Here is a 25,807-nt window from a genome sequence, read left to right as displayed (position 1 = left end):
TTTAGAAATTTACGAATCACAAAATTACATATTTTTTAAATGAAATAATTCTAAAATAAGTATTTATCAGTTAAATTTGCTGTATGAAAAAATATTCTTCTAAGAGAAGTATTCAGATACTTGCCCATCTTCTTCAGCAGTACGGAATTTCAGATGTTATCATTTCCCCGGGATCCAGAAATGCGCCCCTGGCGATTCATTTTTCGGAAATTGATGCTTTCAACTGTTACAGTATTGTAGATGAAAGGAGTGCAGCTTTTGTAGGAATAGGAATGGCTAAAAGTGAGAAAAAACCTGTGGCAATAACATGTACCAGCGGTTCTGCAGTCGCCAACTACTATCCAGCAGTTACAGAAGCTTTCTATCAGAATGTTCCGCTTTTGATCCTGACCGCCGACCGGCCTACGGATTTTGTAGATATTTTTGACGGGCAAACCATCAGGCAGAAGGATATTTTTCATCAGCATTCTTATGGTGACTTTCAGCTCTTGGAAGACAGTAAAGAAAATGCAGAGGATGTTAATTTTGACATTATTAAAAAAGCAATCGAGCTCTGTTTTGAAAAACAGGGACCGGTACACATCAATATTCCGTTGGAAGAGCCTTTATATGAGCTGGTTTCAGAGCTTCCCTCTTTTCCCTCCGTTGAAAAAACGATCAGGCATAAGGAATATGAGGTGCCATCCAATTTAATCGCAGACTGGCATACGTCCCAGAGAATTATGATTCTTGTGGGGACCAAAGATCACAGCCCGGAGCTGGAAAATCAATTAACACAACTGGTGAAAAACCATTCTGTTGTTGTATTGAGTGAAGCTAACTCTAATCTGTATCATGAGAAGTTTTTCAGGCATATTGACCGTTATATTTTTAATTTTACTGAAGAGGATTATAAAACCTATGCTCCGGATCTTCTGATTACGGTAGGTCAGAATGTTGTTTCCAAAAAAGTAAAACAATTCCTGAGAAGTGCCCGCCCGAAACAACATTGGCACCTGGATGAAGTGTGGCAGCCGGATACCTATTTCTCTCTGACTGAAAAGATTGAAGTGAAGCCGGAGGTTTTCTTTTCCAAACTTCTGAAATTCATCAACCTTGAACCTAGACCCTATTTTAATCTTTGGGACGTTCTAAGGGATAAAAAAGATGCTAAACATGAACAATTCCTGAATAAAGCTGAATTTTCGGATTTTTATTTCTTTAATAAAGCTTCACAGACCATTCCTGAAAATTACAATATCCATTTCAGTAATTCCTCCGCGATCAGATATGCACAGCTCTTTGATTTTGGAAAAAGGAAAATGTACTGTAACAGAGGAACAAGTGGTATAGATGGCTCTACTTCTACGGCAATGGGTTTTGCCATAAAAAATGCAAATCCAACCCTGCTTATTACAGGAGATTTAGGCTTTTTCTATGATATCAACGGGCTTTGGAACCAATATATTCCACCATTTGTAAGAATTATTATTTTCAATAACGGGGAAGGAAATATTTTTAAAATTATTCCGGGACCGGGTAATGCCAATCCCAATACTTTAGACGAATTTATAGCGACAAAACACCGCAAACATGCTGAACATTTAGCAAAACATTTCGGTTTCTCCTACATCAAAGTGGAAGATGAGCCTACGCTGGACCGTGTGCTGGAGAATTTTTTCAAACCTGATCTGCAGCCGAAAATCCTTGAGGTAAATACATACGGGAAAAACAGCGCAGATGTTCAGAAAGCTTATTTTGAGTTCATGAAAGGGAATTAAAGATCAAGATATTCTTCGTTCCCCGGTAAATTTGTAATCTTGTCAATAGGATAAATAAACATGTCATCAAAATCATTCAGAGCATTAATCAGTTGAAAATGAGAAAACTGCTTAATGTTCTGAAGTGTGATTTCAGTTTCTTTTATCTTTTTATGCTTTAGAAGATTCTGCCTCTGTACTCCGTTCAGCAGATAAGTAGCCGGCGTAAACCAGTCCTTACCTTTTAAGAAAAGAATATTAGAAAAAGAAGTGTCAGTGATGTGGTTGTTTTTAACAATGATGATCTCTTCAGCTTTTGATTTCATTTTCATCTTGTCCAGTTCCTTACGGTCTTCAAATTTGAAAGAATAGTCAAAGCTGTTGTTTTCAACCAGCTGGAAGCTCTGTATCTCAGGAATAGCGTATGGAATCATCATCGTCCGTACTCTTTTATCAAGGTCATAGGAAAGTCTCAGTTTGAAAAGACCGTCCTCATTATGTTCGAGATTTTTGAAGATCTTGGCCAGATCAATAGAGCCCTCTTTCCCGAAATGGGCAAAAGTCTGGTTGATACGTTTTTGATGTAGTTCCAGAAGAAAAATCTCCTGATCTTCTACTTTTATGCTTTCAATGAATTGGGACATAGATTTTATTTTTCATTTCCTGATATTCGTCTTCTAACTTGCTCATATGCGTTATACCGCCACCGCTTTTGAAATAAAGCAGGTCTCCCTCTTTTTCAATAAAGCGTATCATCACACAGCTGTCAAGGTTTTCACCGTCAAACCAGCCGCATACTCCGGTATAATAACCCCTGTCATATCCTTCCGCATCTAAGATTATTTCCAGTGTTCTCGGCTTTGGAGCGCCGAGGATTGACCCGGCGGGAAGCAGTTTTTCCATCATGCTGCCTACTTTTCCTGCAAACTCAGGCTTTATATTTCCTGAAATTTCAGAACTCATCGCATACAGGTCTTTTTGCTGTGTCCTGATGAGGTCTATATGTTGGAACTGGTCAACTTTCACATTATCTGCAACCATGCTGAGATCATTCCGGAGAAGATCCACAACAGTATAATGCTCCGCTTTTTCTTTTTTGTCGTTTTTCAAAACTTCAGCCGCGTTTTCCAATGATGCATCAATAGTACCTTTCATTGGATAAGTCAAAATTTTGCCGTCAATAATCTTTACAAAAGTTTCAGGAGAAAAAAATACAAAAAAATCTTTATAAAACACTTTATACTTCGCATTTGAGTGATAAAAAATTTCTTCGAGGCTTAAATTGGTCTGAATCCTAGTCTTTCTTGTATAATTGACAAGATAAGAATTTCCCAGACGAATATTTTTCTGAACCTTATCAAATCCTTTTTTAAAGCTTTCCAGCGTTTCCGGAAATGATTCCCATTCAATTTTTTTATTGAGGGTGTGTTTCTGTTTTGAGTTTGATAGTTGCTGAAAATCAACTAACAAGCCTGATTTATTAATTTCATTTTCTCTATAGATTTCTATATTCTCCGAAAGGAAATCGATCATGAAAAAGTACGGAACCTTCTGAAGGGAAAGTTCGTCCATTTCCATAAATTTTTGATGATTCATTGAAAACATCCTGCAAAAATAATTAATGATGATTACTTTTGTGTAAAATTTTTTTAATGCAGAGCAGATATCCTCAGAAACCAGGAATAGATTTTATACTGAAGCAGGCTTTTTTCTATTGGAATAAGACTCTTTTCTTTCAATTAATATTTTCAATTTTTTATTTTGGGATCTTTTTTACGGTGCTTTTCTTCTTTGATGGGAAGTATGGTATTTTAGCCCAATATGCAGAAGCGGCGAAATATGCAAAAGATGGCATGGAAGCGTATTCTGCGCAGATCGTAAAAATGCAGTCCAATCCGGGATTCCAATATTTTTCCTGGGCTATTATCGGAACTTCTATTTTTCTTTATCCCCTTAATATTGGGTTTTATCAGATTTACAGGAAAATTGATATGAATGAAAAACTGGAACTTGGAGATCTGCTTGTAGGATACAATGGGTTTAATTTTTTCAAATATATAGGATATTATATTTTCTGGTCATTTGTCTATGTCTATACATTTCAGACTATTATCCTTGCTGTTATATGGGTATTTGTCACCATTTTTGTTGCCCCACTGATGTTTTTTAACAATAAACGGATTTTCGAAGCTGTTTCACTGAATCTTCAGGCTTTAAGAAAATATTTTTTAGAAATACTGGTCTGCGTTATTGTTGCGATTTTCTTTAAGTTTATTGGGTTTGCATTATTTTTTATAGGCGGACTCTTTACGTTTCCGTTTTGGAACGCAATGATTTACTCACTGTATAAAACGATTTTCTCGGAAAAAAGTTAAACTTTCAAAAGGTTTAATATGTTTTTATGCCAAAAAAAGTTAAATTTGGTGAAACCATTAAATATTAAACTATGTCAGAATTTAACGAATTTGATCAACAGGGATCTGTTCCAAACAGGGATACAGGATCCATTATTTCGCATTCATTTGAAATGTATAAAGGCGTTTTTCTTTACGGAATCGTCGCGATGATAATTTACCTTATAGGAGGATTCATCATTCAGTCTGTCAGCGGGTTCAATTCTGCGTCCATGATGGAAGAAATGAAAGATGCAGGTGGAGATTACTCTAATTTCAGCTACTGGAATGCTCCGGGATTTTCGCTTTATCTTTCATTGTCCGGTCTTCTGGGGATTTTATTGGCTCCATTATACGTAGGACTGATCTATATAGTGAATAAATACAATACTAAAAATCAGATCGATTTTGCAGACCTTTTCATCGGATATAAGCAGAATTTTGTAAATATCCTGATCTACAGTATTCTTTCGGGGATTATTTCAAGTGTTGCGATGGCGCTGTGCTTTTTCCCGTTTATTTTTGTTTATCCTTTCCTTTTATTGGGGTATCCTATTCTATTATTCGAAAATGCATCGGCTACTGAAGCATTAGGGAAGTCTTTTAACATTGCCAAAGAAAATTATGGAACGTTTCTTGGTACTACCGTATTGGGAGGACTGATCTCTATTGCCGGAATTGTTTTATGCGGTATTGGTATTATCTTAACGGCTCCTTTTATGATGATCGTCATGTATTCTGCTTATTGTGCTTTTTTAGGAAAACCGAGACAAATCGAATTTAAGAAATAAATAAAATAATAAGATAGGAACACAATGGATAAAGATAAACAGATAAGCAATGTTGCGATAAAACAAGTTGCCCTGCTGGCTATAATTCTGGTGCTTACCGGATTAATCTGTTTTAATCTTTCACTGTTCATACCATCAGTACTTGGAGCGATCACTATTTATGTGGTCTGTAGAAGATATAATTTCTATCTGCAGGAAGAAAAAAAATGGAAATCCTGGCAATCATCGCTTGTTTTGATGCTGGCCAGTCTTATTATCCTTATTCTTCCAATCTATTTTATTGCCGACCTTCTGATCGATAAGCTGGGAAATGCCCAGGTTTATATGACCAAATTCAATGTATTTCTGGATAAAATACACTCATACATCTACTCAAAAACAAGTTTTGATATTCTCAGCAAAGAGAATATGGATAAAGTAAAGAATTCTGCAGGAAAGTTTTCTACATCAGCATTAAGTGGTACATTTAATACCCTTACTGTGGTAATGTCCATGTATTTTATTCTTTATTTTATGCTGGATAGGCCAAGACTGTTTGAGAAGATCCTGAGCTCTTCCGCTCCATTAAAAAGAGCTAATATTTCTTTGATCGGCGATAAGCTTAGAAAGCTGATCATGGCCAACGCGATTGGAATTCCTGTTGTAGCCTTAGGGCAGGGAATCGTAGCACTGATAGGGTACTTTATCTTTGGAGCACCCAGTCCGGTTCTTCTTTTTGCTTTAACAGCTGCTGCTTCAATGGTTCCTGTTGTAGGTGCAGCTATTGTGTATATTCCGGTATGTATTTTTATGATTGCTGAAGGCAATACGGGGCAGGGACTTGGTTTGGCCGCCTATTGTTTGATAGTAGTCGGGCTTACGGATAATCTGCTTCGATTTACCCTTTTAAAGAAACTTGAAAATATTCATCCGTTGAATACTGTGTTCGGAATTATTATGGGAATGAATTTATTTGGCTTTATGGGACTGATTTTCGGACCGATCCTTATTTCATTTACCCTGCTTCTGATCCAGGTTTACAGGAATGAATTTTCAGATGAAGACACACCGCCAGATCTTAAACTGCCGGATAATGATGATGAAGAAAAAGTTAATTTAATTGTATAAAAGTGGAAGGCGTAAATTCAGAAATATTAAAAGAGATCTGCATCGTAAAGATGCCTTTTGGAAAATATGAAGGAACAGTGCTTGCTGACCTTCCGGTAAGCTACCTGGAGTGGTTCAACAGAAAGGGTATGCCTAAAGGAAAATTAGGAATGCAGCTTTCAACCGTTTACGAAATTAAGCTCAATGGCCTGATGGACCTTCTGATACCAATCAGAGCTTCTTTAAGATAAGGAAGAGTCTTTCTGATTGACAAATAAGTATAAATTTAGGGCCGCATCGAAGATGCGGCCCTAAAAATTATTATAATACAATCTATTATTCTCTCAAAGCTGTGATTTCATCTCTAAGCTTGGCTGCTTTTATGAAATCAAGATTTTTAGCGGCAGCTTCCATTTCTTTCTGCTTCTGGACAATGATTTTTTCAATGTCTTTATCTCCGTAGCTGGCTTTTGTTTCAGCTGCCTTCTGAAGAATCTCCTTCTGGGTGTATTTCGGATCCGGGAAGTCTTTACTTCTTCCCACAAGATTTTCTGAGATCTTTTTATTTAAGGCCTGAGGAACAAGTCCATTGGCTTCATTATGCTGTATTTGTTTCTTACGACGGTATTCGGTTTCATCCAGGGCGGCCTGCATGGACTTTGTGATCTTATCGGCGTACATGATTGCTTTTCCGTTAACATTTCTTGCTGCACGTCCTACCGTCTGGATCATCGATCTTCGGCTTCTGAGCATTCCCTCTTTATCAGCATCCAGAATGGCTACCAGAGACACTTCCGGAAGGTCAAGTCCCTCTCTTAACAGATTGACCCCGATGAGTACATCAAAAATCCCCAAACGTAGGTCCTGCATAATCTGGATACGTTCCAACGTTTCTACATCTGAATGGATATATCTTGTCCTGATCCCGAATTTCATGAAGTATTTGGTAAGTTCTTCGGCCATTTTCTTCGTTAAGGTGGTAACCAGAACTCTTTCGTCAGCGTCTGCTCTTTTTTGGATCTCCTCCATCAGGTCATCAATCTGGTTTAGGCTTGGCCTTACCTCGATAACAGGGTCCAGAAGCCCTGTTGGACGGATGATCTGCTCAATATAAGCTCCTCCGGTTTTCTCCAGTTCATAATCAGCTGGTGTTGCAGAAACATAGATCACCTGGTTTTGCATGGCTTCAAATTCCTCAAACTTAAGCGGCCTGTTGTCCATAGCGGCTGGAAGTCTGAAGCCATATTCTACCAAAGCTTCTTTTCTGCTCCGGTCACCACCGTACATGGCATGAACCTGGGGAATAGTAACGTGGCTTTCATCAATAACCATTAAAAAGTCTTTCGGGAAATAATCAATCAGGCAGAATGGTCTTGAACCGGGAAGCCTTCCGTCAAGATATCTTGAATAGTTCTCAATCCCTGAGCAGTAGCCCAGTTCCTTGATCATTTCAAGATCCAGTTCTGTTCTTTCCTGAAGTCTTTTAGCTTCCAGGGGTTTTTCAATAGAATTAAAGAAATCTACCTGCTTTACCATATCGTCCTGGATGCTTCTGATAGCTCCGTTTAGAGTTTCTTTTGATGTCACAAAGAGGTTCGCGGGATAAATCTGAATCTGATCAAAATTGGATTCTACATTTCCACTTACAGGATCAAAACTCTGGATTTTTTCGATTTCATCTCCAAAAAACTGAATCCTCACTGCATTATCAGCATATGCCGGAAAAACATCAATAACATCTCCTTTTACCCGGAACGTACCTCTCTGAAAGTCTCCCAATGTTCTGGCATATAACGCGTTAACTAAAGAATGGAGGAGTGCGGTTCTCGTTACTTTTTCTCCAATAGCTAATGTGATAAGTGATTTATGAAATTCTGAAGGGTTTCCGATACCGTAAATACATGAAACAGAGGCTACAATCAGTACATCTCTTCTTCCTGAAAGAAGGCTGGCTGTTGCGGAGAGACGTAGTTTTTCTACTTCTTCGTTAATACTCAGATCTTTCTCAATATAAGTCCCGGTTGTTGCAATATAGGCTTCCGGTTGGTAATAATCATAATAGCTGACAAAATACTCAACAGCGTTATCGGGAAAAAATTCCTTAAACTCCATGAATAGCTGTGCTGCCAGAGTCTTGTTGTGGGCAAGGACCAATGTGGGTTTCTGCACATTCTGTACAACGTTTGCGACAGTAAAGGTTTTCCCGGAGCCCGTTACACCAAGAAGGGTCTGGTATTTTTCGCCGATCTCAATGCCTTCTGTAAGCTTTTCGATTGCTTGTGGCTGGTCGCCTGTAGGTTTATATTCTGATTGAAGATTAAAATTCATAGGAAATGATGTATACAACAAAAATACGAAAGAAATTTTTAGCCTTCATAAAGTATTTGAAGGTGAATGTTTTAATTGTGTTTTTTTTCTCTGTCCGTAAAGTATACAAAATAAAAAAGCGCTAAACTTATAGCGCTTGTTAATTCATCTTACTGAAAACTCATGGACATAGGCAATGTGAAGATGCTTGCTGTCGCTTTTCCATTTCTTGTTGCAGGCTTCCATACCATTCCGTTATTTACTGCTGTAACGGTTTTAACAATTTCTTTATTGAATGCCTCATTATCACCGGAAGCTGTTATTTGACTTATTTTTCCGGTTTCATCAACATGTATATGTGCTGTTGATTTTACCAGTTTTTCTTTTCCGTCAAATATACTTGTGTCAAGCATTGACCCAATTTTTGAGCGAAGTAATTTTGCTCCTTCTGGAAATTCTGCTTGAACAAAATCCCTATCCTGTTGTTGGTTTACATTTGTGTTATTACCTTCATTACTATTTGCTTGTGCTGTTTTCTTTGGGGAGATAGTATCTGCAGCGGCTTTTGTACTTTCTTTCTTGAATTCCACTGCTTTACTGGGCTTCTCTTTTATTTTTTCAAAATAACCAGAGTTAGTTGAAGTGACTTGAGGAGACTCCACATTTTCTACAGTCCCTGCGCCCACTTTTTGGGGGTTGTAAGGAGCAATAGGATTGACTGCGTATGTTCTTTCTGCGAATAGAGCTGTTGCTGCAATGAGAGTTGTGATTCCTGCCATTTTTTTCAGGACAGTGAATCTGGATTTTTTCTTTGTCATCATAATAAATCGTTTTTTGGTGTTGTTAAAATTAAATGAATGGGTAAGAGGCGGGTTCTGGATATTGATAATCTCATCAAGAATCAGATTCTGGTACTCTTTAATGTCGTATTTCCTGTTCAAAACAGCTTCGTCTGCAAGAAATTCATGGTTGGTAATGATTGCTTTTTTATAAATATGAAGAATTGGATTGAACCATGTGAAAATTTTCAGGATATCTATAAAAATAAGATCTATGCTGTGTTTCTGGTCAATATGGTTTTTTTCATGCAGGAAGATCCTTGGATCAATTATATTATTTTTTATATAACTCCTACCTAAATAAATGGTATTCCAAAAGCTAAACGGAGGAAGGTTTTCATGAGCTACCTTAACAGTATAATTCTGGTAGATCATCTTTTCACCCTGTACGTTTCTGATAGCTATAATTGACAAGATACTTTTTATTAAAAGGAAAAGAGCAACGGCTCCGTAGATGAACCACACCAGATTTATCCAATCAAAAATTTCCTGGGCAGGCTGTGTCTGGATGATCTGTTGTGCGGCATCTTCAAATATGATCTCAGACTTATTCACTGTTTTTGGAGGCTGTACTGTGATGGAAATGAATGGGATCACAAGAGAGAAAATCAAAGAAACAAGCAAATAAAACCTGTTAAACCGGTACATTTTTTCTTTTTCCAAAAACAGGTAATATACAGCAATACATACTGAAGAGCACAGCAACATTTTTAGAACAATGATGAACATGTTTATTCTTTTATCTTTTGGTCGATTATATCACGGAGTTCTTTCAACTGCTTCTGACTGAACTTTGCATTAGAAGTAAAAAATGATGCAAACTGAGTCACCGAGCTGTTGAAAAAACGGTCAATCATAGAGGTCATTTCCTCATTAAAATATTCCCCTTTCTCTACTTTTGGATAGTATTCACGGGAATTTCCATACAATGTATAACCTACCAGGTCTTTATTCTGCATCCTTTTCAGCAGTGTGGCGATGGTTGTCGCGGCAGGTTTGGGTTCCGGATACGAATCAAGAATGTCTTTCATGAAAACTCGCTTCTTTTCCCAAAGGATTTCCATAAGATTTTTTTCCGAATCGGTTAATTTTATCTCTTTCATTCTACAATGTTGTAATTTGTTCTACAAATGTAGAATAAAAATTTTCACCTGCAAATTTTTGTGGCACTATTTTTCCATTTATTTTTAACCACTAATCACAACGCTATGAAATTCACCCCAATTTATGTACCGGCACTCAGTGTTTTTTTACTTTTATCTTCATGTAAGAAGAACAATGCAAATGCCCAGCAGACAGGAAACGACGGTAGTGTAGAAACCGAAAAACCGAATACAGATTACAAACCAGCTTTTAATGGACAAACCAGAATTAAAGCTGTAAAAACCACAACAGCCTATAAAGTTGAAGTCCTTAATAAAGACCTTGGCAGGCCATGGGGAATTGTAAATCTTCCCGATGGAAGGTTTCTTATTACCGATAAAAACGGCCATATGAATGTGGTTTCAACAGATGGGAAACAGGTTTCTAAAATCGGAGGATTCCCCAAAGTAGATTCAAAAGGGCAGGGAGGAATGCTGGATGTAGCCCTTGATCCTGATTTTAAGACGAATAATATTATTTATTTTAGTTTTTCAGAACCATTTGGTGAAGGAAATCTGACATCGGTGGCAAAAGGAAAGCTCTCGGCAGATCTTAAAAATATTTCAGAAGTTAAAGTTATTTTCCGTGCAGAACCTTCCTATGATGGCGATAAGCATTATGGGAGCAGACTGGCTTTTGACAGGGACGGAAATCTATTTGTAAGTACAGGGGAAAGATCTGACAAACAGACAAGAGTGTATGCCCAGAAAACAGATAATTATTTAGGAAAAATATTAAAAATTACAAAAGACGGAAAACCGGCTCCAGGAAATCCGTTTATTGGAAAACAGGGATATAAGCCGGAAATTTATGCCTATGGCGTAAGGAATCCGCAGGGAATGGCAATAGATCCAAACGGAACGCTTTGGGATGTTGAAATGGGCCCCAGAGGTGGTGATGAAATCAATCTGATACAACCCGGGAAAAATTATGGCTGGGGAGATGTAACCTATGGAATTGAATATTCCGGAGCTAAAGTGGGAGATGGTATAACCCAAAAAGAGGGAACAGAACAGCCCGTTTATTATTGGGATCCTGTAATTTCTCCGAGCGGAGTCACGTTCTATACCGGAAATATTGAGGAATGGAAAGGAAATCTTATCATCGGGTGTTTAAGTGGCGAGCATATTAACAGGATTGTTATGAAAGATAATAAGGTGGTGGGCGAAGAACGCCTTCTTGCTGACCAGAAAGAACGTTTCAGAGATGTGCTGGATGGAATGGATGGCAGCCTGTATGCCGTTACAGACAGTGGTAAGCTCTATAAAATCTCTAAAAAATAAAAAGAGGCTGTATCAGCAGATTATTTCAACAAAATCAAACTGTTGATTATTCTTTACGTTGATACAGCCCTTTATACTTATTTTAAAACTTAAAATTAAGTCTTGCGAAAGCCTGTCTTCCTGCAAAACCCATCTGTACAGGATCGAAAATGCCTCCGGATTCTGTATTACCGTCTACAGCGGCAGTTTGTAATGTAGGATAACGGTTAAACAGGTTTTTGCTTCCAATAGTAAGATTGAAGCTTTTGGAAAATTCATAACCAAAAGATAAATCGGTTGTTACTTTTGCTCCATAAAGCTGGTAGTCATCTGCACCGTTGTAGCCTATCAGCTTTACCTTATCAAATCTTACCAGCTGAAGGTTGGCATTGAACTTATCAATTTTGTAATTTAAGTTCAGATTGACCTTTGTTTTGGGAGCGGACGCTAAAATGAATGCTCTTTCTCTCGCACTCAGGTAGATGTCCTCTTTTCCTTTTAACTTTTCTGAAGTATTGATCTTAGTGATTTCCATGTCATTGTAGTTCCCTGCTAAAGTAGCGGAAAGCTTTCCCGAACCAATATTTTCCGTGTAGCTTAATATAATATCAACCCCTTTTGTTCTGGTATCTATTGCATTAGAAAAAAACTGTGCTTGATCAATATGATTGGCCGCCAGAATATCACCGATAGCATCATCTTCTTGAGTGAAATTTCCTGTCAGAACTATTCTGTCCTTAACTTTAATATAGTAGCCATCTACTGTAGCGGTAAATTTTCCAGTATTAAATGTAAACCCTGCACTACCATTCAAAGATGTCTCTTGTTTTAATTGAGGAATTATGAGTTTTGCCAGATCACTATCATTAGCAGCAAGCTGTATCGTTACAAGATTTCCTCCTTGAAAGTTCGTAAACTGAAGACTGTAATACTTTTGTGCCAGAGAAGGTGCCCTGAATCCTGTAGAAACAGAACCTCTGAATGCAAATTGAGGAGTAATGGCATACCGGGTTGCGAATTTACCATTCAAAGTACTTCCGAAGTCACTGTAGTTTTCAAACCTTCCTGCCACGCTGATCATCCAGTCTTTGGTGATATCCAGTTCAGTGTCTACATAAGCAGCAAAATTATTTCTGTTTTTATTAAATTCCTGTGAATATCCAGGAAATCCCTGCGAGCCGCCGGGGCGCACATCGCCGGATAATGGATTGGTAACAAAGAGACCTTCAGGAGTGTCAGGTGTTACAATATTTCCGTTAACGTCATACATTGCATATGATGCTTCTTCTCCTTTAATAATCTCAAATTCTTCATATCTGAATTCGGATCCGAGAGCAACGTTTAAACCTTCCAATACCTTAAACTGTTTTGAAGCATTAAAACCTGTTGTATTCTGCAAAAGAGAATGTCCACCGGCATTAAAACTCGTAGGAGATTTTATTCCCAGAGTGGCATTAATTGTATTGTCTATCTGATAAGTAAACCTGTTGCTTCCGAATGCATTGTAAAAATCGACATCCCAGCTAGCAACTTTGAATTTCAGACCGTTGTCAAAAGTGAAATCTGTAATGCTGGTATCTTCTATAGGATTAAAACCGTTAGGATAAACTTCAGGGATATTTCCGTCGGCATCCGGTGATCTTGTCCATGCATAGGCATTCGTCTTACGATAGGAAAATCCCTGGCGGGAGTAAAATTTTAACCCGTCAGACAGAGGAAGCTCTACATTTCCGAAGAAATAAATATTCTGTGATTTTGCATCCCCAAACCTTTCCCTTGGAGATGAATACTTTTCCGGATTGGCATTCCGTATGGTACGGTCTTTATTGACAAATTCAACAGTGAAATTACCGAAACCTCCTTTGTTGCCTATTTTGGTTCCCAGATTTCCGCTGAAATCGAAAGTAGTTCCGTCTACTTTATGATCCGACACTACATCTTTGTTTCCCGGGCTTTTAAAAAGATTCATTCCATAAAAGGCATTGCCCTCAAAACCCTGACTGCGGTCATTAAGAATAACATTGATAACCCCGGCTATCGCATCAGATCCGTATTGTGCTGAGGCTCCGTCCCGAAGCACTTCAATCCTTTTTATCGCCCCGATCGGAATGGTGTTCATATCCGATCCTGTGTTTCCTCTTCCTTTTGTTCCAAAAACATTGATCAGTGAGGATTGGTGATATCTTTTTCCGTTCAGTAAAAGCAAGGTCTGATCCGGGCCAAGTCCACGAAGGGTTGCTGGGTCAGTTGCATCAGCGCCGTCTGATCCCGACTGTTTATTGGAATTGAAGGAAGGGGCACTGAATTGAAGAAGCTGGTTCACTTCTATCTGTCCCGTCGACTGGCTAACTTGTTTAATATCAATTACATCAACGGGAACAGGAGTGTTGGTGACGGTCCTTTTTTTATTCCGGCTTCCGGTAATGGAAACTTCCTCTATTTTTGATTCCTTGGAAATCGTATCATTTGTATTTTGCGAATACAACATCGAAACTGTTCCCAAAAAAAGAACACTTGTGTACTTTAATTTCATATTTCATATTTAAGTTAGTGATTGTATCAAAAATATTGAATTTTAATCTCAAATCAATATGAAAATATGCTATTGTGTAAGAATTATTTAAATTAAGTTAAATTTTAATTAAATAAAGAAAAATTTTAATCAATATGCTTGTAATAATGAAAAATATTAACTTTAAAAACTTTTGATTATGCGGCTAAGTCCCTCTTCCAGAATTTCTCTGGAAGTAGAAAAGCAAATCCTGATATGACCTTCGGCACCTTTTCCAAACCATCTTTCAGAGCCTGGAACAACAGCTACTTTTCCCTCTTTTAAAACGTGCTGTGTAAAGGCTTCACTTGAAAATCCGTTTTCAATTTTCGGGAAAATAACAAACGTTGCTTCAGGTAAATTCGGGGTTAAAATACCGGAATTACTCAACATGCTATAGGCAAGATCCCTGTTGTGCTGCAAATGCTCAAGGAAATCATTAAACCACGGCTTGGCCTTTTCAATAGCCACACTTGCTGCAATCTGAGATAATGTAGAAACACCCTCAATGGTAGAATTGAACTGGGATTTTTCGGTAAAATCATCCAAAAGTTCCTGATCATTACACAAAACAGCTCCAATTCTCAAACCGGCGATCCCGAATGATTTTGAAAATCCAAAAACAGTAAAGCTCTTCTTTTTTGCAGCTTCTGAGACTGAAGAATACGTATTGAATTCTTTCTTGTCATAAACGATATCACTCCAGATCTCGTCACTCATTACCCATAGATTATGAGCTTCAGCTATTTCTGAAATTTTTATTAAAATCTCTTTTGAATAAACCCTTCCCACCGGATTGTGAGGATTACAGATGCTGATCAGTTTTGTTTTTGATGAGATTAAAGAAGTCAGCATTTCAAAATCGATCTCTCCTGTTTTGGAGTCAACAGCACATAATTTGATGTTTCCCCCCGCTGCTTCCACTGTCTTTTTGAACAGGAAATCCACCGGATCGAAAATAATAGCCTCATCTCCGGGGCCTAAAACATATTTGGCGACCAGAAACATTCCCTGGGCAGCGCTGTTCACTGCTAAAACATTTTCCGGGGTAAAACTTCCGTTCTTTTCCGTATTGAAGTGTTTTGCAACGCTCTTTTTGAATTCAGGAATTCCTGAAAACGGACCATAGCTGAGGTATCCGTCTTTGATGTATTCAATAATTCCCTGCTCGATCTCGGGAGACATTCTGAAATCCGGATCTGCTGCTGTTAAAGGAATAATCCCGTTTTCCAGGGTTGCCCATCTTCCGTTATACGCTTTTCTTTTCAGGGCCTCAAAATTGATATCTTTATTTGTAAACATTTTTTATTTGTATGAAATTGGTAAGGTGTTTTTTTGCTGCTCGTTTAATGGAAGCAGGAACTGGTTCAGTAGTGTTCTTCCGTTTTTGATGTGGATCTCAATTTCTGCTTTTCTCTCTTCCTCATATTTCTGGAAAGTTTCCGGAAGAGTATTGCCTTCCAGTAAAAGGCTTGTTAAAACATAAGAGTCTTTTAAAGCCGAAGTAACACCCTGGCTTGTAAAAGGAATCAGAGGATGAGCTGCATCGCCTATAAATACAATATTTTCGTGATAAAAAGGATTGAGCTTTTCCAATTCATACACCCTCCATATGTGGGCATTTTCATAACTGGAATCATTGATAATCGAGGACATAAGAGGATTCCAGTCTCCGAAATTATCAACAATGAATTGTTTGATACAGTCTGGAGTATAATCTTCATTGATGAAAAACCGGGTAATATCAAACTGGCAGTACCATAGTATTTTTGTAGAGGAAAGCTTTAATACTCCGAACGTAAGGCCTCCGTTTTCATGATGAAATTTCAAAAAATTACTTTCAAGCTTGCTGGCAATTTCTTCATTTTCAATAATATTGACCACTTCATTTTCTAAAACGGCTTTCATTTTTTCATCTTCAAAAATTTTTCTTCTGATTCTGCTTCTTGAACCGTCTGAAGCTATAATAATGTCAGCTTCTAAGGATGTGCCGTCATTGAGGGTTATACAGGATTTCCCGCCGGAAAAACCATTCAGGGTAACTGTTGTATCATAAGATATTTTATCGGAAGGAATGCCTTCAGCCAAAATCTCTATCAGGGTACTTCTTGAAACGACAAAAACATCTTCAAGGTCTTTTTCAGAAAGAATCTCGCCATTTTGATGGTAGTGAAGATACTTTTTTAAAAACTGGCCTTTTTTGTAGAGATCATCAATATTAATGATATTGGAAAGGTATTCAATGCCTTCTTTGGGAAGGATAAATCCGTGTCCCTTCAGGTCATTTTGAGTTCTTCTTTCATAAATATGGTAATCAATATTATTTTTTTCCAAATAATTTGCCATACTCAATCCGGAAACTCCCGCTCCTATGATTGCAACTTTATACATCCTTATTAGTTTTAAATAGTGTTATTAGTTTTTATTACAAATCCAAAGATCTCCGTTTTTGTATTTTTTGCGGGAGACTTTGTTTTCTTCAGTAAGTTTCTTGAGCGTATCAAATGCTTTATCGAAAGAGATATTGGAAAGAACCGCAAATTCCTGGGTGGTTAGAGTAGGATAAACTGCAAACAACTGGTCTGGTTCTGTAGAATATTCCTGTTTTTTTGCGTCAGGGCTTATTTTTGTTATTCTGCGTTCAAAATCTGTATAAGGTTTAAAACCGTAGAGAATGTCTAAGATTTCATCGTCTTTGGTGAAGATCAAAGTAGGGAATCCTCTTACCCCAAGCTGTCTTCCAAGGTCCAGATCTTTTTTGAATTCGATCTGAGCTTTGGATTCATAATCCTCTTTCCACTGGGCTACATCTAATCCTGCCATTTCCGCTGCTTTTTCAAGATGCTCGGATTTTGTAATATTTAATTTATCAAGAAAAACCATTTCACGGATAATTCTCATATAGTTTACAGCTTTCTTTTTATCCTGCATTTGTGCTGCTTTAAAAGCAATGGATGGGGGATAGGAAGAATTTAAAGGATCTGTCAGCCAGACTCCTCCCTCAATCGGCATTTTATAATAAGGGCTTACCTCTTCCCAATGGCCGGCAACATCACTTGGTTTACTGATCCCTCCGGAATTGTAAATATCCCATGATGGTAAAAGCCCTCCCATTCTGTAATCTATTTCTACCGAATTGCCATATTCTAATTTCATTTTTCTCAGCTGGGCTTCAATTCCCCAGCAGGAAGAGCAGATGGGATCTGTGTAATAAATAATGGTGATTTTATCTTTAGTACCCTGAAGCTGTTCTGTTGAGTATTCTGAATCTTGTGTTTCCAGGATTTCGCATATTCCTTTTTCCGGATCACAATTTAGAAGAGGATTCTTGTTCATATTATTGTTGTTTGAGTTAAGTAAATTAAAGAATAAAAGTAGGTAGGTAAAAATGTCCAAAATGAAGTTTTTTTGGTTAACATAATATTTGGGCAGGACAAAGGAATAATAACCAGACCGGTTATTATTGAAAGAATAATAAAGTAGAATTATTCCGGAGCTTTAAAGATATTGTCGTCCGAATGAAACCCTGCGACACCACCACTCACTGCAAACTTCATGGCAGAAGCTGCGGTCATTCCCACTACAGGTTTGATGTTTTTTTCTTCAGTAACAATTACCCAGCCTGAAATGGCGTAGGAATGGGGCAGGTATACTGCCACGTAATTATGTTTTTCAACGTCTGACATTTCTTTTTGAGTCAGAAAGCCGATTCTCCAAATCTCCGGATTTTCATTTGTCTTTACCCAGACAGGATCGTTGAATTTCTTTTTGTCTCCTACAAATGATGACATAACGTCTTTTGTAGGGGTATAAATATGCTTTACTCCCGGAATTTTTTCCAGAAGGCTATCCATAGTATCGAAAAAGAATTTACCTACGACAAATTTGTTTCCGAGATATCCCAGAACTGCTGTGATAAGTATCGTTGAAACAAAAACAAGACCCGGAATCTCTTTTGCGACAGAAGGAATAATGTTGTCAACAGCGCTTACAACATACCAGATCACAAAAATAGTAAGTCCGATTGGACCAATAATAACCAACCCCTGAAAGAAATTTTTCAGAAAAAAATTGGCAATATTTTCGAAGGTCAGTTTTTTCAACGTGGATTCTTTACTTTTTTATTTTTTTAACCGTGGATTGTTTCTTTGTTTCCGTAAGATTTAATGATATTGGCTTCATATTCCAGCCATGCGTCCCAGCGCTTGTTTACTTTTTCGGGATTTCCAAGCTGTCTCGCAAATCCTATAAATGTTGTATAATGGTTAGCTTCAGAGATCATCAGCTCTTTATAAAATGTCTTCAGCTCTTCATCTTTAATATTTTCAGTAAGAACTTTAAATCTTTCACAGCTTCTGGCTTCTATCATAGCGGCAAAAAGCATTTTGTCAACAATGAGATCATCTCTGTTGCCTCCTTTCTGAATGAAATTCACAAGTTCATTTACATAGTCATCTTTTCTAGTACGCCCAAAAGTATACCCCCGTTTTTTAATGATCTCATGAACCTGATTGAAATGATCCAGCTCTTCCTGCGCAATGGCGAGAAGCTCAGTAACAATTTCAGGATATTCGGGAAGCATAGTGATTAAGCCAATAGCATTAGTTGCTGCTTTTTGCTCACACCACGCGTGATCCGTTAAAATTTCTTCAATGTTTTCCTCTGCAATATTTGCCCACCTTGGATCGGTGGGAAGTTTCAACTTAAACATGCTTTGAATTTTCTGTAAAATTAAAATAAATTGCGATAAGAAAAATTATTTTATTTCAAATTGATTGCTAAAGCGTTAAGAAGCTGTTTTTTTTCTTAAAAATTCCAGAATTTTCCAGCCTGTATCATCCACTTTTTTCAATCCAGCCGCAATAATGAAAGCAAAGATTACATTAACGGTATAAATTAAAATCATGAGTACCCACCACGGCATGTTTTCCTGTAAGGCAACCACAATGAAATAAACCAGTGATGAGCTTATACCCTGTGCGAAATAAAAAAATATGGCATTTTTACCAATGTAGGTAACGAAATTTTCTTTTGTAATCTTTAACCTGTTATAAAGCACAAATAATGTCGTTAATGAAAACAGTGACCAAATGATATAAGGAATTTTTGGCGGAAATTTATTTTTATTGATTTTGTAGAAAATCTCATTTCCATAATACCAAAACATCCAGATCAGTGCTGCTGCGACTATCATATATAAAACAGGGATTGCTTTTGCAGGAATCTTTTTACCACGCATTCTGTTGGCAATTAAAAAGATGGTAAGATAAAAAGCGACATAGCCTACCTGTCCTCCGGGATAATATTCCGGGAAAACATTAAATATTAGAGTCAGTGTCAGGCATAGTGCTATAAACCAGTTGACATGTTTTGGGAAGAATCTTAAGATCAGTACTCCGAAAACAGCCAGTATAAAATATACTTTCAGATACCAGAAGCTTCCCATGACAACGGGGAATGTATCAGCGTTTGTGTACTGGTGAAGATACCAGTTACCAAGATTCTGCCATTGCGGAATATCTGATACGCTGGTCGCTGCATACTTTGAACCAAAGGTTGAATAGAAACTCTGGAGCCATTCCAGGGAAAAGAACGTTAATCCGAAGACCTTGAAAAAATAATCCAGAAAGAACAGAAATGTTACAAAGATCATATAAGTGATCTGAAGTTTTAATAACCTGTAAAATGTTTTTTCGATGTTTGATCCTGATGTGATTCCGCTTAAAGCATAAAAGAGGGCTACATCAAATACCAGGGAAAATACTCTCACCTCGGCAGGAATATAAAACTGTCCGGACCAAAAAGCGGTATGGATGAATATAATGGAGAGGGTTGCCATTCCCTTGGCAAAATCAATATAGAGATCTCTGTTCATTTGTTGTAGGATATGGCTCAAAAATAAATAAAGTTTGGGATATTTATCCAATAAACTAAAAAGAGACAGAACATTGCTGCCTGTCTCCTTTGTTAAATATGCTAAAAAATGAATGTTATTTAAGGTGCTTAAATTCTTCTTCAGAAATTTCTCCGGTCTGAATCTTTCTAAGTTCATCGATATACTGGCTCATATAAGCATCGATCTCCGGATTTACAGTGTTTTTGCCCATTTTGTAGGTGCCGTTTAACACGCCCTGATAATAGTAGAAGAAGTTGTAGTCAAAATTGGCTGCGTTAAGATCGTACTGCCCAAGAAGGAATCCTAAACGTACTGCAGATCTTCTTTGAGGAGGAGTTCCGTGGTGATTCGCGCTTGTGGTCTGGTAGTCACCGATGCTCTGTGCAAATTCATAAGCTGCAGCAATTTCAGCGAAACTGGTTTTGTTGTATCCGTTTGGTCTTCTTAAATAATATCCTGCAAAACCGTCTGCTTCCAGTTCGTTTGGTCTTGCTGTAGATTCGTTTACAGTAGGAAGACCGAAAATATACTGTAACTGATGCCCGTATTCATGAGCAAGGATCATGGCATTCACGATATCTCCTCCTTTATTCTTTGCATCCGCATAGATTGCGTAACCATAATAAATTTTTCCTGTGGAATAAGAGATCGCATTGTAAGTGGAATTGAAATTGGAAGGATCGTCTACAAAACGAAGAGTTGGATTGCTTCTTCCCCAAAGACTGGCGATTTTAGTCATCTGGGAATTCATAAAGTTGGTGTCTGTTGTGTTTGAAAGACCCGTTTTAAGCACTGCGGTTGAACTCCAGTACTGATCTACATAGGAGCAGCTTTTTTGAAGTTCTCCGGGTTGTTCGATCTTTGCACTTGCAGATTGAGATTCAGGAAGGACAGATTCTTCCATTTTGTCATCACGGCACGCTGATAATGAAAAAGCGGCAATGGCTCCTGCTAATAAGCAGAATTTAAAGTTTCTTTTCATATAAAATATTTTTTGGTGATAACGAAGGTATAAAATTATCTCTTAAGTATGAGCATATTAATGTTAAAAATTATTCAAAACATAGTGAAATGGATTTTGTTATTATTTTTACTAAAAATACGGGACTGATTGTAAGCTATTTGGAAATTTATTCATATATTTGCACCTCGAAATAACTAAAAATTTATAAACAATGTTTGCAATTGTAGAAATAGCAGGGCTTCAATACAAAGTTGAGCAAGACCAGAAGTTGTTTGTAAACCGTTTAAAAGGAGAAAAAGGAGACAAAGTTTCTTTTGACAAAATTCTTCTTACTGTAAACGGTTCAATCACTGTTGGCGCCCCAGCTGTAAACGGAATCACTGTAGATGCAGAGATCCTAGACCATGTAAAAGCTGATAAAGTAATCGTTTTCAAAAAGAAAAGAAGAAAAGGTTATCAGGTGAAAAACGGTCACAGACAATCTTTAACTCAAATTAAAATCACTGGTATCACTGGTTTTGACGGAAGTACTAAGAAAGCTGCTAAAAAAGAAACTGTAAAGGCTGAAGTTCTTTCAGACAACGCAACGGTTAACTTTGGTGAAGATCACGAACTGAACTATCACTTAAAGAAAAACAACCTGTCTCAGTCTAAAGAAAACAGAGAAACTTTAATTACTTTAGGTAAAGCGGTTAAAGTTGAATTAGAAAAGAATGTTCTTACTCACGAAGAAGTAGATGCTGCTATCGTTAAGAATATTGATCAATTTAAAGCACTTAACAAATAATCCAGTAATAAAATGGCACACAAGAAAGGAGTCGGTAGTTCCAAGAACGGTAGAGAGTCTCACTCTAAGAGATTAGGTGTGAAGATTTTCGGTGGACAAGAAGCTATTGCCGGAAATATTATTATCAGACAGAGAGGTACACAACACCACCCGGGTGAAAACGTGGGTATTGGTAAAGACCATACTTTGTTTGCATTAGTAGACGGTAAAGTAGTTTTCAGAAAGAAAGCAAACAACAGATCTTTCGTATCTGTAGAGCCAAACGCATAATTATTTAAGCGTTTTATAAAATTTAAACCTCAGCCATTGGCTGAGGTTTTTTTTGTGCTTAATTCTGTGAAAAGAAAAATATTTTTGCTAATATTCTTATTGTAGTGAAATATTTATATATTTGTTAACGATCAAATAACAAATCATTTGCGGATGCCGAAAAGCAGATAGAGTAGGCAACAAATTAAAACAAAATACTATGAAAAATCTAAAAAAGCTATCAAAAAAACAATTGAGAACAATAGATGGTGGTGCTTTAGCATGTCCTCCTCCTGCAACTACTTGCGTAGAATGGTGCACATGGACTCCACAACAGAGATTAATGTGCCGTAACATGATTATAGATCCGGATCCATGCGGATGTTAGAATAAATAAGTTATTGAAAAATATAAACCTCGGCAGTGCTGAGGTTTTTATATTAAAAGAACATACTGCTGTAAAAATTTTACGCCTGCTGTTTTTGTAGATAGACTCATCTGTAATTGATCAAAAAAGCTCCTTGTCTACTTGACAAGGAGCTTTTTATTTTAAAATCCTACCTGGAATCCTGCTTTTATTCCGAATGTTGAAATATCCGGTCTGTCGAGATAATTTCCTCGCCAGTTAAAATCTACCCTGAATATTCTAAGGTTTCCGATTCCGATATTTTCAATTCCGAAACCGTATTCAAAATAGATCTGTTCGCTTGGCGCTGAATATTTGAACCCTTCCACATTAATGGATTTAGAGGCATCACTTAAAGTTCCGTAAGCGGTTCTGATAAATGCAATTTCTCTAAGTTTCAGTTTTTTAATCAAAGGAATGAAAGAAAGTATTTTTCCATTGAAATGATGTTCAAGATGAAGCGTTGAATAGGTGTCTGCTACAAATTCATAATAATTAAGTTGTGAAAATGTATTCTGCGCAAGGCTGTATGACTGGTTTCCAGGGATTACATTCTGCAGTGCCAGAGGAACTGTGTCAAAAGTTTTTCCTGCTTCAAAGTTAACAATAGTTTTACCCCAGCTTCCGATCAGAATAGGCTTGTAGAACATGAATTGAAGACGGTTATAGTTGAAGTCGCCGTTAAAAAGCCCCTCAATTCCTCTGGTGTACTTCAGGATAATAGTTGGAGCCAATGTTCCGTGCTCATAACGGTCAACTCCTGTCTGGGAAAATTTTGCTCCAGGTCTTGCAATTAAACTTAAGGTAACGTGGGAATCATTAAGTGTTTTTCTCAAATCTCCATTGCGGTAATACATCAAGCTGAATTTATCTGGATTGGCGGATTTAATGCTCTGTAATGTTCCGTCTACCCTTACCTGGAAGTTTTTCCAGGGTTCAATAGAAGCGAAAATATTAGTCTTGTTTATAGAGCTCAAAGAAGCGTTTTCACCTCTTGCAAAAAGGGTAGATGAAGCAAACGTACGTGCCATGATTCCGTCATCGGTAGTAAGCTGTACACCTAATTGTTCAATATCTCTTTTTGTTCCCGCCCCGATCATGAACCTGTTCACTCTGTTGAACATATAGCGGGCTTCGGCTCCGTATTTAACTTTTTCGTCTTTAAATCCATAAGCTGTGTAAAACTGAACCCTCCATGGGTCATTTTGCCCAAAGTAAGTTCTTGCTCCCAGTCTTATCCTGTCACCTTCCACTTCATTTTTACCATAAATTGAAAAAATAGGACCTATATCAATACCTTTAAAGGCATTGTAATATCCTGATGCAAGTGTTTCATAGATTTTAACGATACGGTTAAATTTTGGAGTCTGCTGAAGCTTGTCAAGCATTTCATAGACACCCTGTTCGGATTTTGAGAGTGAGTCAGGTCTTGCTTTTACCCAATAGGCATCGTCTTTATCTACAAATTTATCATCGTATTCTTCCTGTTTTCGTGTGAATACTTTATCATCGAGAGGTTTATTGAATTCATATTGAGAATAATCAACCGACCGTTTGGCTATGATGCTTTTAGAGGTCCTCTTTTTTGCGAAAGGTGTAAGTTCTATCTCTGTAATGAACTTTTTAGGAAGAAATGTATTTTCGTCGGGGTTGTCGTATTCCAGCTCCGTGGAAATACTGTTGATAAAGTTAACATTGATCTTCTGTGTGGATTTTAAAGTGGCTCCTAATACAGCATAATTATCGGTATCAATATAAAGGTAGCCCTGAAAGGCTAAAACGTCTTTCCTTTTGGGTTGGTATCTTATTTTATAGGCATTCTCACCATGAATAGAAATGGTATCTGTTAAATTATAATCATAAGTGCTGAATCCGTTTGTCCCGACGGGGCTTGGAAATCCAATATCGAAATAATTTAATGTATTGTCGTAAATATTAATATCGCGGTAGAGGTTTTTTGCAGTAATGGTAATTACCTGATTATCCTGAAATCCTGATGTTTTTTGGGCAACCAGCAATCTTTTTGTCTTTTTTCCGGGTTTGTTTTCTCCGAAATTTTCATAAATGGATTCATTCAGGAAGATAGGGAGTCCAATCTTTCCACTGGCTGTAGAATCGGCATAATCAAAAATGAAATCAAGCTTATTGAAGATCTTTTTACTCATAAAAGCGCTGTCCAGGTTATTCGCGTCAAACTGGATTTTCTCGTACTCTTTATAAGTATAGGTGTCGAATTTCTCTAAGCCATTGTTTCGTTTTCTTTTCCATACTTCCTGCATGATAGCATAAGCAGGGTTTTCTTTCTTATTTTTGTATTTGGGCTTTTCGTTGTGAATAACGATCTCACCAATTGTGCTTACTTTTTCTTGCGAAAGCTGTACAAAAATATTGGCCGCGTTTTCGGGAGTGACGGTAACGGTTTCTGTGGAATAATTTTTTTTAGCAAATTTCAGCTTATAAATAATACTGTCCGACTGGACGCTAAAGGTTCCAAGGGAAGTTTTTAGAAAAGGTTCAGTATTATCATTAATAAAGACGTCTACACCGGAAATTTCTTTATTGGTTTTTGCATCTACAATTCTTCCGTTTGCTGTGTTTTGGGCGTATGCCAGGCAGGATATAAAAAACAGAAAGAATAGATTATAATATTTGGAGTTGTTATTTAACATCATTTGTTTCTTCAAGCAATTAGCACAAACAAAAAGCGTGCTGTTTATTTAAAAAAGATCATTTTTTTTAACGTTTTCTACGAAAATTCATAAAACTACAAATGTAACGAAAATAACAGTAAAAGATTATAGTAATTAATGACTTAATAATATTGGATTTAATATGAAACAAACGCTGTTAAAAATGCTATATCAAAAAGCAAATATTGATAAATGAATGTTCTGACATTTGCAATTAACATTTTTTCCACAATTTATCAACGTATTAATTGAGTGCATCAACTTATCAATGCCTTTTCAACAGGCTATTCACATATATTTAACAGGCTTATAAAGTATTCTCCATAACATGCCAATAGCTTATTGGTATTTTTTCCACAAATTACTAACAGTTGTATTTCATTTATTTTCAATGGTTTATTACTGATTAGTATACTTTTCCGCAAAATGTAATGGTGATATGCTTTTGGTTAATATTAAATACAGAAGATTTAACTAACATTTTTACTATTTTAAGAAAATTGTTAATAAATTCTTGATTGTAGCATTAATAGATGGATTGGTACTTTCTGATGGATTAAGAATATAAAATAAAAGCATAAAAAAAGACCTACATTTCTGTAAGTCTTTTTGCTCCTCCTGCTGGGCTCGAACCAGCGACCCTCTGATTAACAGTCAGATGCTCTAACCAACTGAGCTAAGGAGGAATTTTCCTCTGTTTAAGG

23 protein-coding genes and 1 tRNA gene are annotated in these 25,807 nt (G+C 37.1%); 9 read left to right on the top strand and 15 right to left on the bottom strand.

The features are described from left to right. The first annotated feature begins 83 nt into the window (after positions 1-83). A complete protein-coding gene (menD, locus tag ACTJIV_RS00330; protein ID WP_111953743.1) occupies positions 84-1,760 on the top strand; it encodes a 2-succinyl-5-enolpyruvyl-6-hydroxy-3-cyclohexene-1-carboxylic-acid synthase in 1,677 nt (558 codons plus the stop codon). On the opposite strand, the gene ACTJIV_RS00325 is transcribed toward menD, so the two are convergent. Beyond that, complete coding sequence (locus ACTJIV_RS00325) at positions 1,757-2,383, bottom strand: aminotransferase class IV (protein ID WP_440624911.1); 627 nt, start codon at positions 2,381-2,383, stop codon at positions 1,757-1,759. The two genes, menD and ACTJIV_RS00325, sit on opposite strands and share 4 nt — an antisense overlap. Beyond that, a complete protein-coding gene (locus ACTJIV_RS00320; RefSeq protein ID WP_440624909.1) occupies positions 2,367-3,344 on the bottom strand; it encodes an aminodeoxychorismate synthase component I in 978 nt (325 codons plus the stop codon). Before ACTJIV_RS00320 ends, ACTJIV_RS00325 begins: the two co-directional genes overlap by 17 nt. Before the next feature lie 47 nt (positions 3,345-3,391). Between ACTJIV_RS00320 and ACTJIV_RS00315 the strand changes: the two genes are divergently transcribed. The 4 genes from ACTJIV_RS00315 (at position 3,392) to ACTJIV_RS00300 (ending at position 6,260) form a co-directional block, all read left to right on the top strand. Beyond that, a complete protein-coding gene (locus ACTJIV_RS00315) occupies positions 3,392-4,114 on the top strand; it encodes a hypothetical protein (RefSeq protein ID WP_223557811.1) in 723 nt (240 codons plus the stop codon). 71 nt (positions 4,115-4,185) lie between these two features. Continuing rightward, positions 4,186-4,923: a beta-carotene 15,15'-monooxygenase gene (locus tag ACTJIV_RS00310; RefSeq protein ID WP_440624907.1), complete on the top strand. Its 738-nt coding sequence runs from the start codon at positions 4,186-4,188 to the stop codon at positions 4,921-4,923. A 24-nt stretch (positions 4,924-4,947) separates the two neighbouring features. After that, a complete protein-coding gene (locus ACTJIV_RS00305) occupies positions 4,948-6,030 on the top strand; it encodes an AI-2E family transporter (RefSeq protein ID WP_111953733.1) in 1,083 nt (360 codons plus the stop codon). A gap of 2 nt (positions 6,031-6,032) precedes the next feature. Then, positions 6,033-6,260 carry a DUF3820 family protein gene (locus ACTJIV_RS00300; protein WP_034701224.1) on the top strand — a complete coding sequence of 76 codons (228 nt, stop codon included), beginning with the start codon at positions 6,033-6,035 and terminating at the stop codon, positions 6,258-6,260. An 85-nt stretch (positions 6,261-6,345) separates the two neighbouring features. Here the strand turns inward: ACTJIV_RS00300 and uvrB are convergent, their stop codons facing one another. The 3 genes from uvrB to ACTJIV_RS00285 all read right to left on the bottom strand — a co-directional run bounded on the left by uvrB (position 6,346) and on the right by ACTJIV_RS00285 (position 10,258). Beyond that, on the bottom strand, positions 6,346-8,337 hold the full coding sequence (gene uvrB, locus ACTJIV_RS00295; protein WP_111953729.1) for an excinuclease ABC subunit UvrB: 1,992 nt from the start codon (positions 8,335-8,337) through the stop codon (positions 6,346-6,348). Between the two features lie 149 nt (positions 8,338-8,486). Beyond that, positions 8,487-9,884 carry a M56 family metallopeptidase gene (locus tag ACTJIV_RS00290; RefSeq protein ID WP_440624904.1) on the bottom strand — a complete coding sequence of 466 codons (1,398 nt, stop codon included), beginning with the start codon at positions 9,882-9,884 and terminating at the stop codon, positions 8,487-8,489. 2 nt (positions 9,885-9,886) lie between these two features. After that, the gene (locus ACTJIV_RS00285; RefSeq protein WP_223557807.1) at positions 9,887-10,258 is read right to left on the bottom strand and encodes a BlaI/MecI/CopY family transcriptional regulator; all 372 of its coding nucleotides are present in this window, start codon (positions 10,256-10,258) and stop codon (positions 9,887-9,889) included. A 105-nt stretch (positions 10,259-10,363) separates the two neighbouring features. On the opposite strand from ACTJIV_RS00285, the gene ACTJIV_RS00280 reads away from it, so the two are divergent. Continuing rightward, on the top strand, positions 10,364-11,581 hold the full coding sequence (locus tag ACTJIV_RS00280; RefSeq protein ID WP_440624901.1) for a PQQ-dependent sugar dehydrogenase: 1,218 nt from the start codon (positions 10,364-10,366) through the stop codon (positions 11,579-11,581). Between the two features lie 82 nt (positions 11,582-11,663). Here the strand turns inward: ACTJIV_RS00280 and ACTJIV_RS00275 are convergent, their stop codons facing one another. The 8 genes from ACTJIV_RS00275 to ACTJIV_RS00240 all read right to left on the bottom strand — a co-directional run bounded on the left by ACTJIV_RS00275 (position 11,664) and on the right by ACTJIV_RS00240 (position 20,989). Next, a complete protein-coding gene (locus ACTJIV_RS00275; protein ID WP_440624899.1) occupies positions 11,664-14,093 on the bottom strand; it encodes a TonB-dependent receptor plug domain-containing protein in 2,430 nt (809 codons plus the stop codon). Positions 14,094-14,255: 162 nt separating this feature from the next. Next, positions 14,256-15,413 (bottom strand): pyridoxal phosphate-dependent aminotransferase, encoded by a 1,158-nt coding sequence (locus ACTJIV_RS00270; protein WP_440624897.1) that lies wholly within the window; start codon positions 15,411-15,413, stop codon positions 14,256-14,258. A 3-nt stretch (positions 15,414-15,416) separates the two neighbouring features. Then, positions 15,417-16,502, bottom strand: coding sequence for an FAD-dependent oxidoreductase (locus tag ACTJIV_RS00265; protein WP_440624895.1), 1,086 nt, complete (start codon positions 16,500-16,502; stop codon positions 15,417-15,419). 24 nt (positions 16,503-16,526) lie between these two features. Then, positions 16,527-17,447 (bottom strand): DsbA family protein, encoded by a 921-nt coding sequence (locus ACTJIV_RS00260; protein WP_111953715.1) that lies wholly within the window; start codon positions 17,445-17,447, stop codon positions 16,527-16,529. A gap of 149 nt (positions 17,448-17,596) precedes the next feature. Beyond that, positions 17,597-18,214: a DUF502 domain-containing protein gene (locus tag ACTJIV_RS00255; protein ID WP_111953713.1), complete on the bottom strand. Its 618-nt coding sequence runs from the start codon at positions 18,212-18,214 to the stop codon at positions 17,597-17,599. A gap of 26 nt (positions 18,215-18,240) precedes the next feature. Then, positions 18,241-18,822: a tRNA-(ms[2]io[6]A)-hydroxylase gene (locus ACTJIV_RS00250; RefSeq protein ID WP_111953711.1), complete on the bottom strand. Its 582-nt coding sequence runs from the start codon at positions 18,820-18,822 to the stop codon at positions 18,241-18,243. Between the two features lie 75 nt (positions 18,823-18,897). Beyond that, the gene (locus tag ACTJIV_RS00245) at positions 18,898-19,986 is read right to left on the bottom strand and encodes an acyltransferase family protein (protein ID WP_336378070.1); all 1,089 of its coding nucleotides are present in this window, start codon (positions 19,984-19,986) and stop codon (positions 18,898-18,900) included. 115 nt (positions 19,987-20,101) lie between these two features. Further along, the gene (locus ACTJIV_RS00240; protein ID WP_111953707.1) at positions 20,102-20,989 is read right to left on the bottom strand and encodes a metalloprotease; all 888 of its coding nucleotides are present in this window, start codon (positions 20,987-20,989) and stop codon (positions 20,102-20,104) included. Between the two features lie 193 nt (positions 20,990-21,182). Between ACTJIV_RS00240 and rplU the strand changes: the two genes are divergently transcribed. From rplU to ACTJIV_RS00225, 3 genes are all read left to right on the top strand, one after another. Beyond that, positions 21,183-21,758 (top strand): 50S ribosomal protein L21, encoded by a 576-nt coding sequence (rplU, locus tag ACTJIV_RS00235; RefSeq protein WP_111953705.1) that lies wholly within the window; start codon positions 21,183-21,185, stop codon positions 21,756-21,758. 12 nt (positions 21,759-21,770) lie between these two features. Beyond that, positions 21,771-22,028 carry a 50S ribosomal protein L27 gene (gene rpmA, locus ACTJIV_RS00230; protein WP_111953703.1) on the top strand — a complete coding sequence of 86 codons (258 nt, stop codon included), beginning with the start codon at positions 21,771-21,773 and terminating at the stop codon, positions 22,026-22,028. A gap of 199 nt (positions 22,029-22,227) precedes the next feature. Beyond that, on the top strand, positions 22,228-22,395 hold the full coding sequence (locus ACTJIV_RS00225) for a bacteriocin-like protein (RefSeq protein ID WP_223557801.1): 168 nt from the start codon (positions 22,228-22,230) through the stop codon (positions 22,393-22,395). A gap of 161 nt (positions 22,396-22,556) precedes the next feature. Here the strand turns inward: ACTJIV_RS00225 and ACTJIV_RS00220 are convergent, their stop codons facing one another. Together ACTJIV_RS00220 and ACTJIV_RS00215 are read right to left on the bottom strand one after the other, a co-directional pair. Further along, entirely contained in the window at positions 22,557-25,085 is a 2,529-nt protein-coding gene (locus ACTJIV_RS00220; RefSeq protein WP_223557800.1) for a DUF5686 family protein, read from the bottom strand. A gap of 630 nt (positions 25,086-25,715) precedes the next feature. Beyond that, a tRNA-Asn gene (locus ACTJIV_RS00215) sits at positions 25,716-25,789 on the bottom strand. Between the last annotated feature and the right edge of the window lie 18 nt (positions 25,790-25,807).

Origin of the sequence: Chryseobacterium sp. 22532 (assembly GCF_052044665.1) — a bacterium.
GTDB classification, from domain to species: Bacteria; Bacteroidota; Bacteroidia; order Flavobacteriales; family Weeksellaceae; genus Chryseobacterium; species Chryseobacterium lathyri.
Note: the sequence above shows the minus strand (reverse complement) of the source record. Positions and strands in the feature narration are given on the sequence as shown.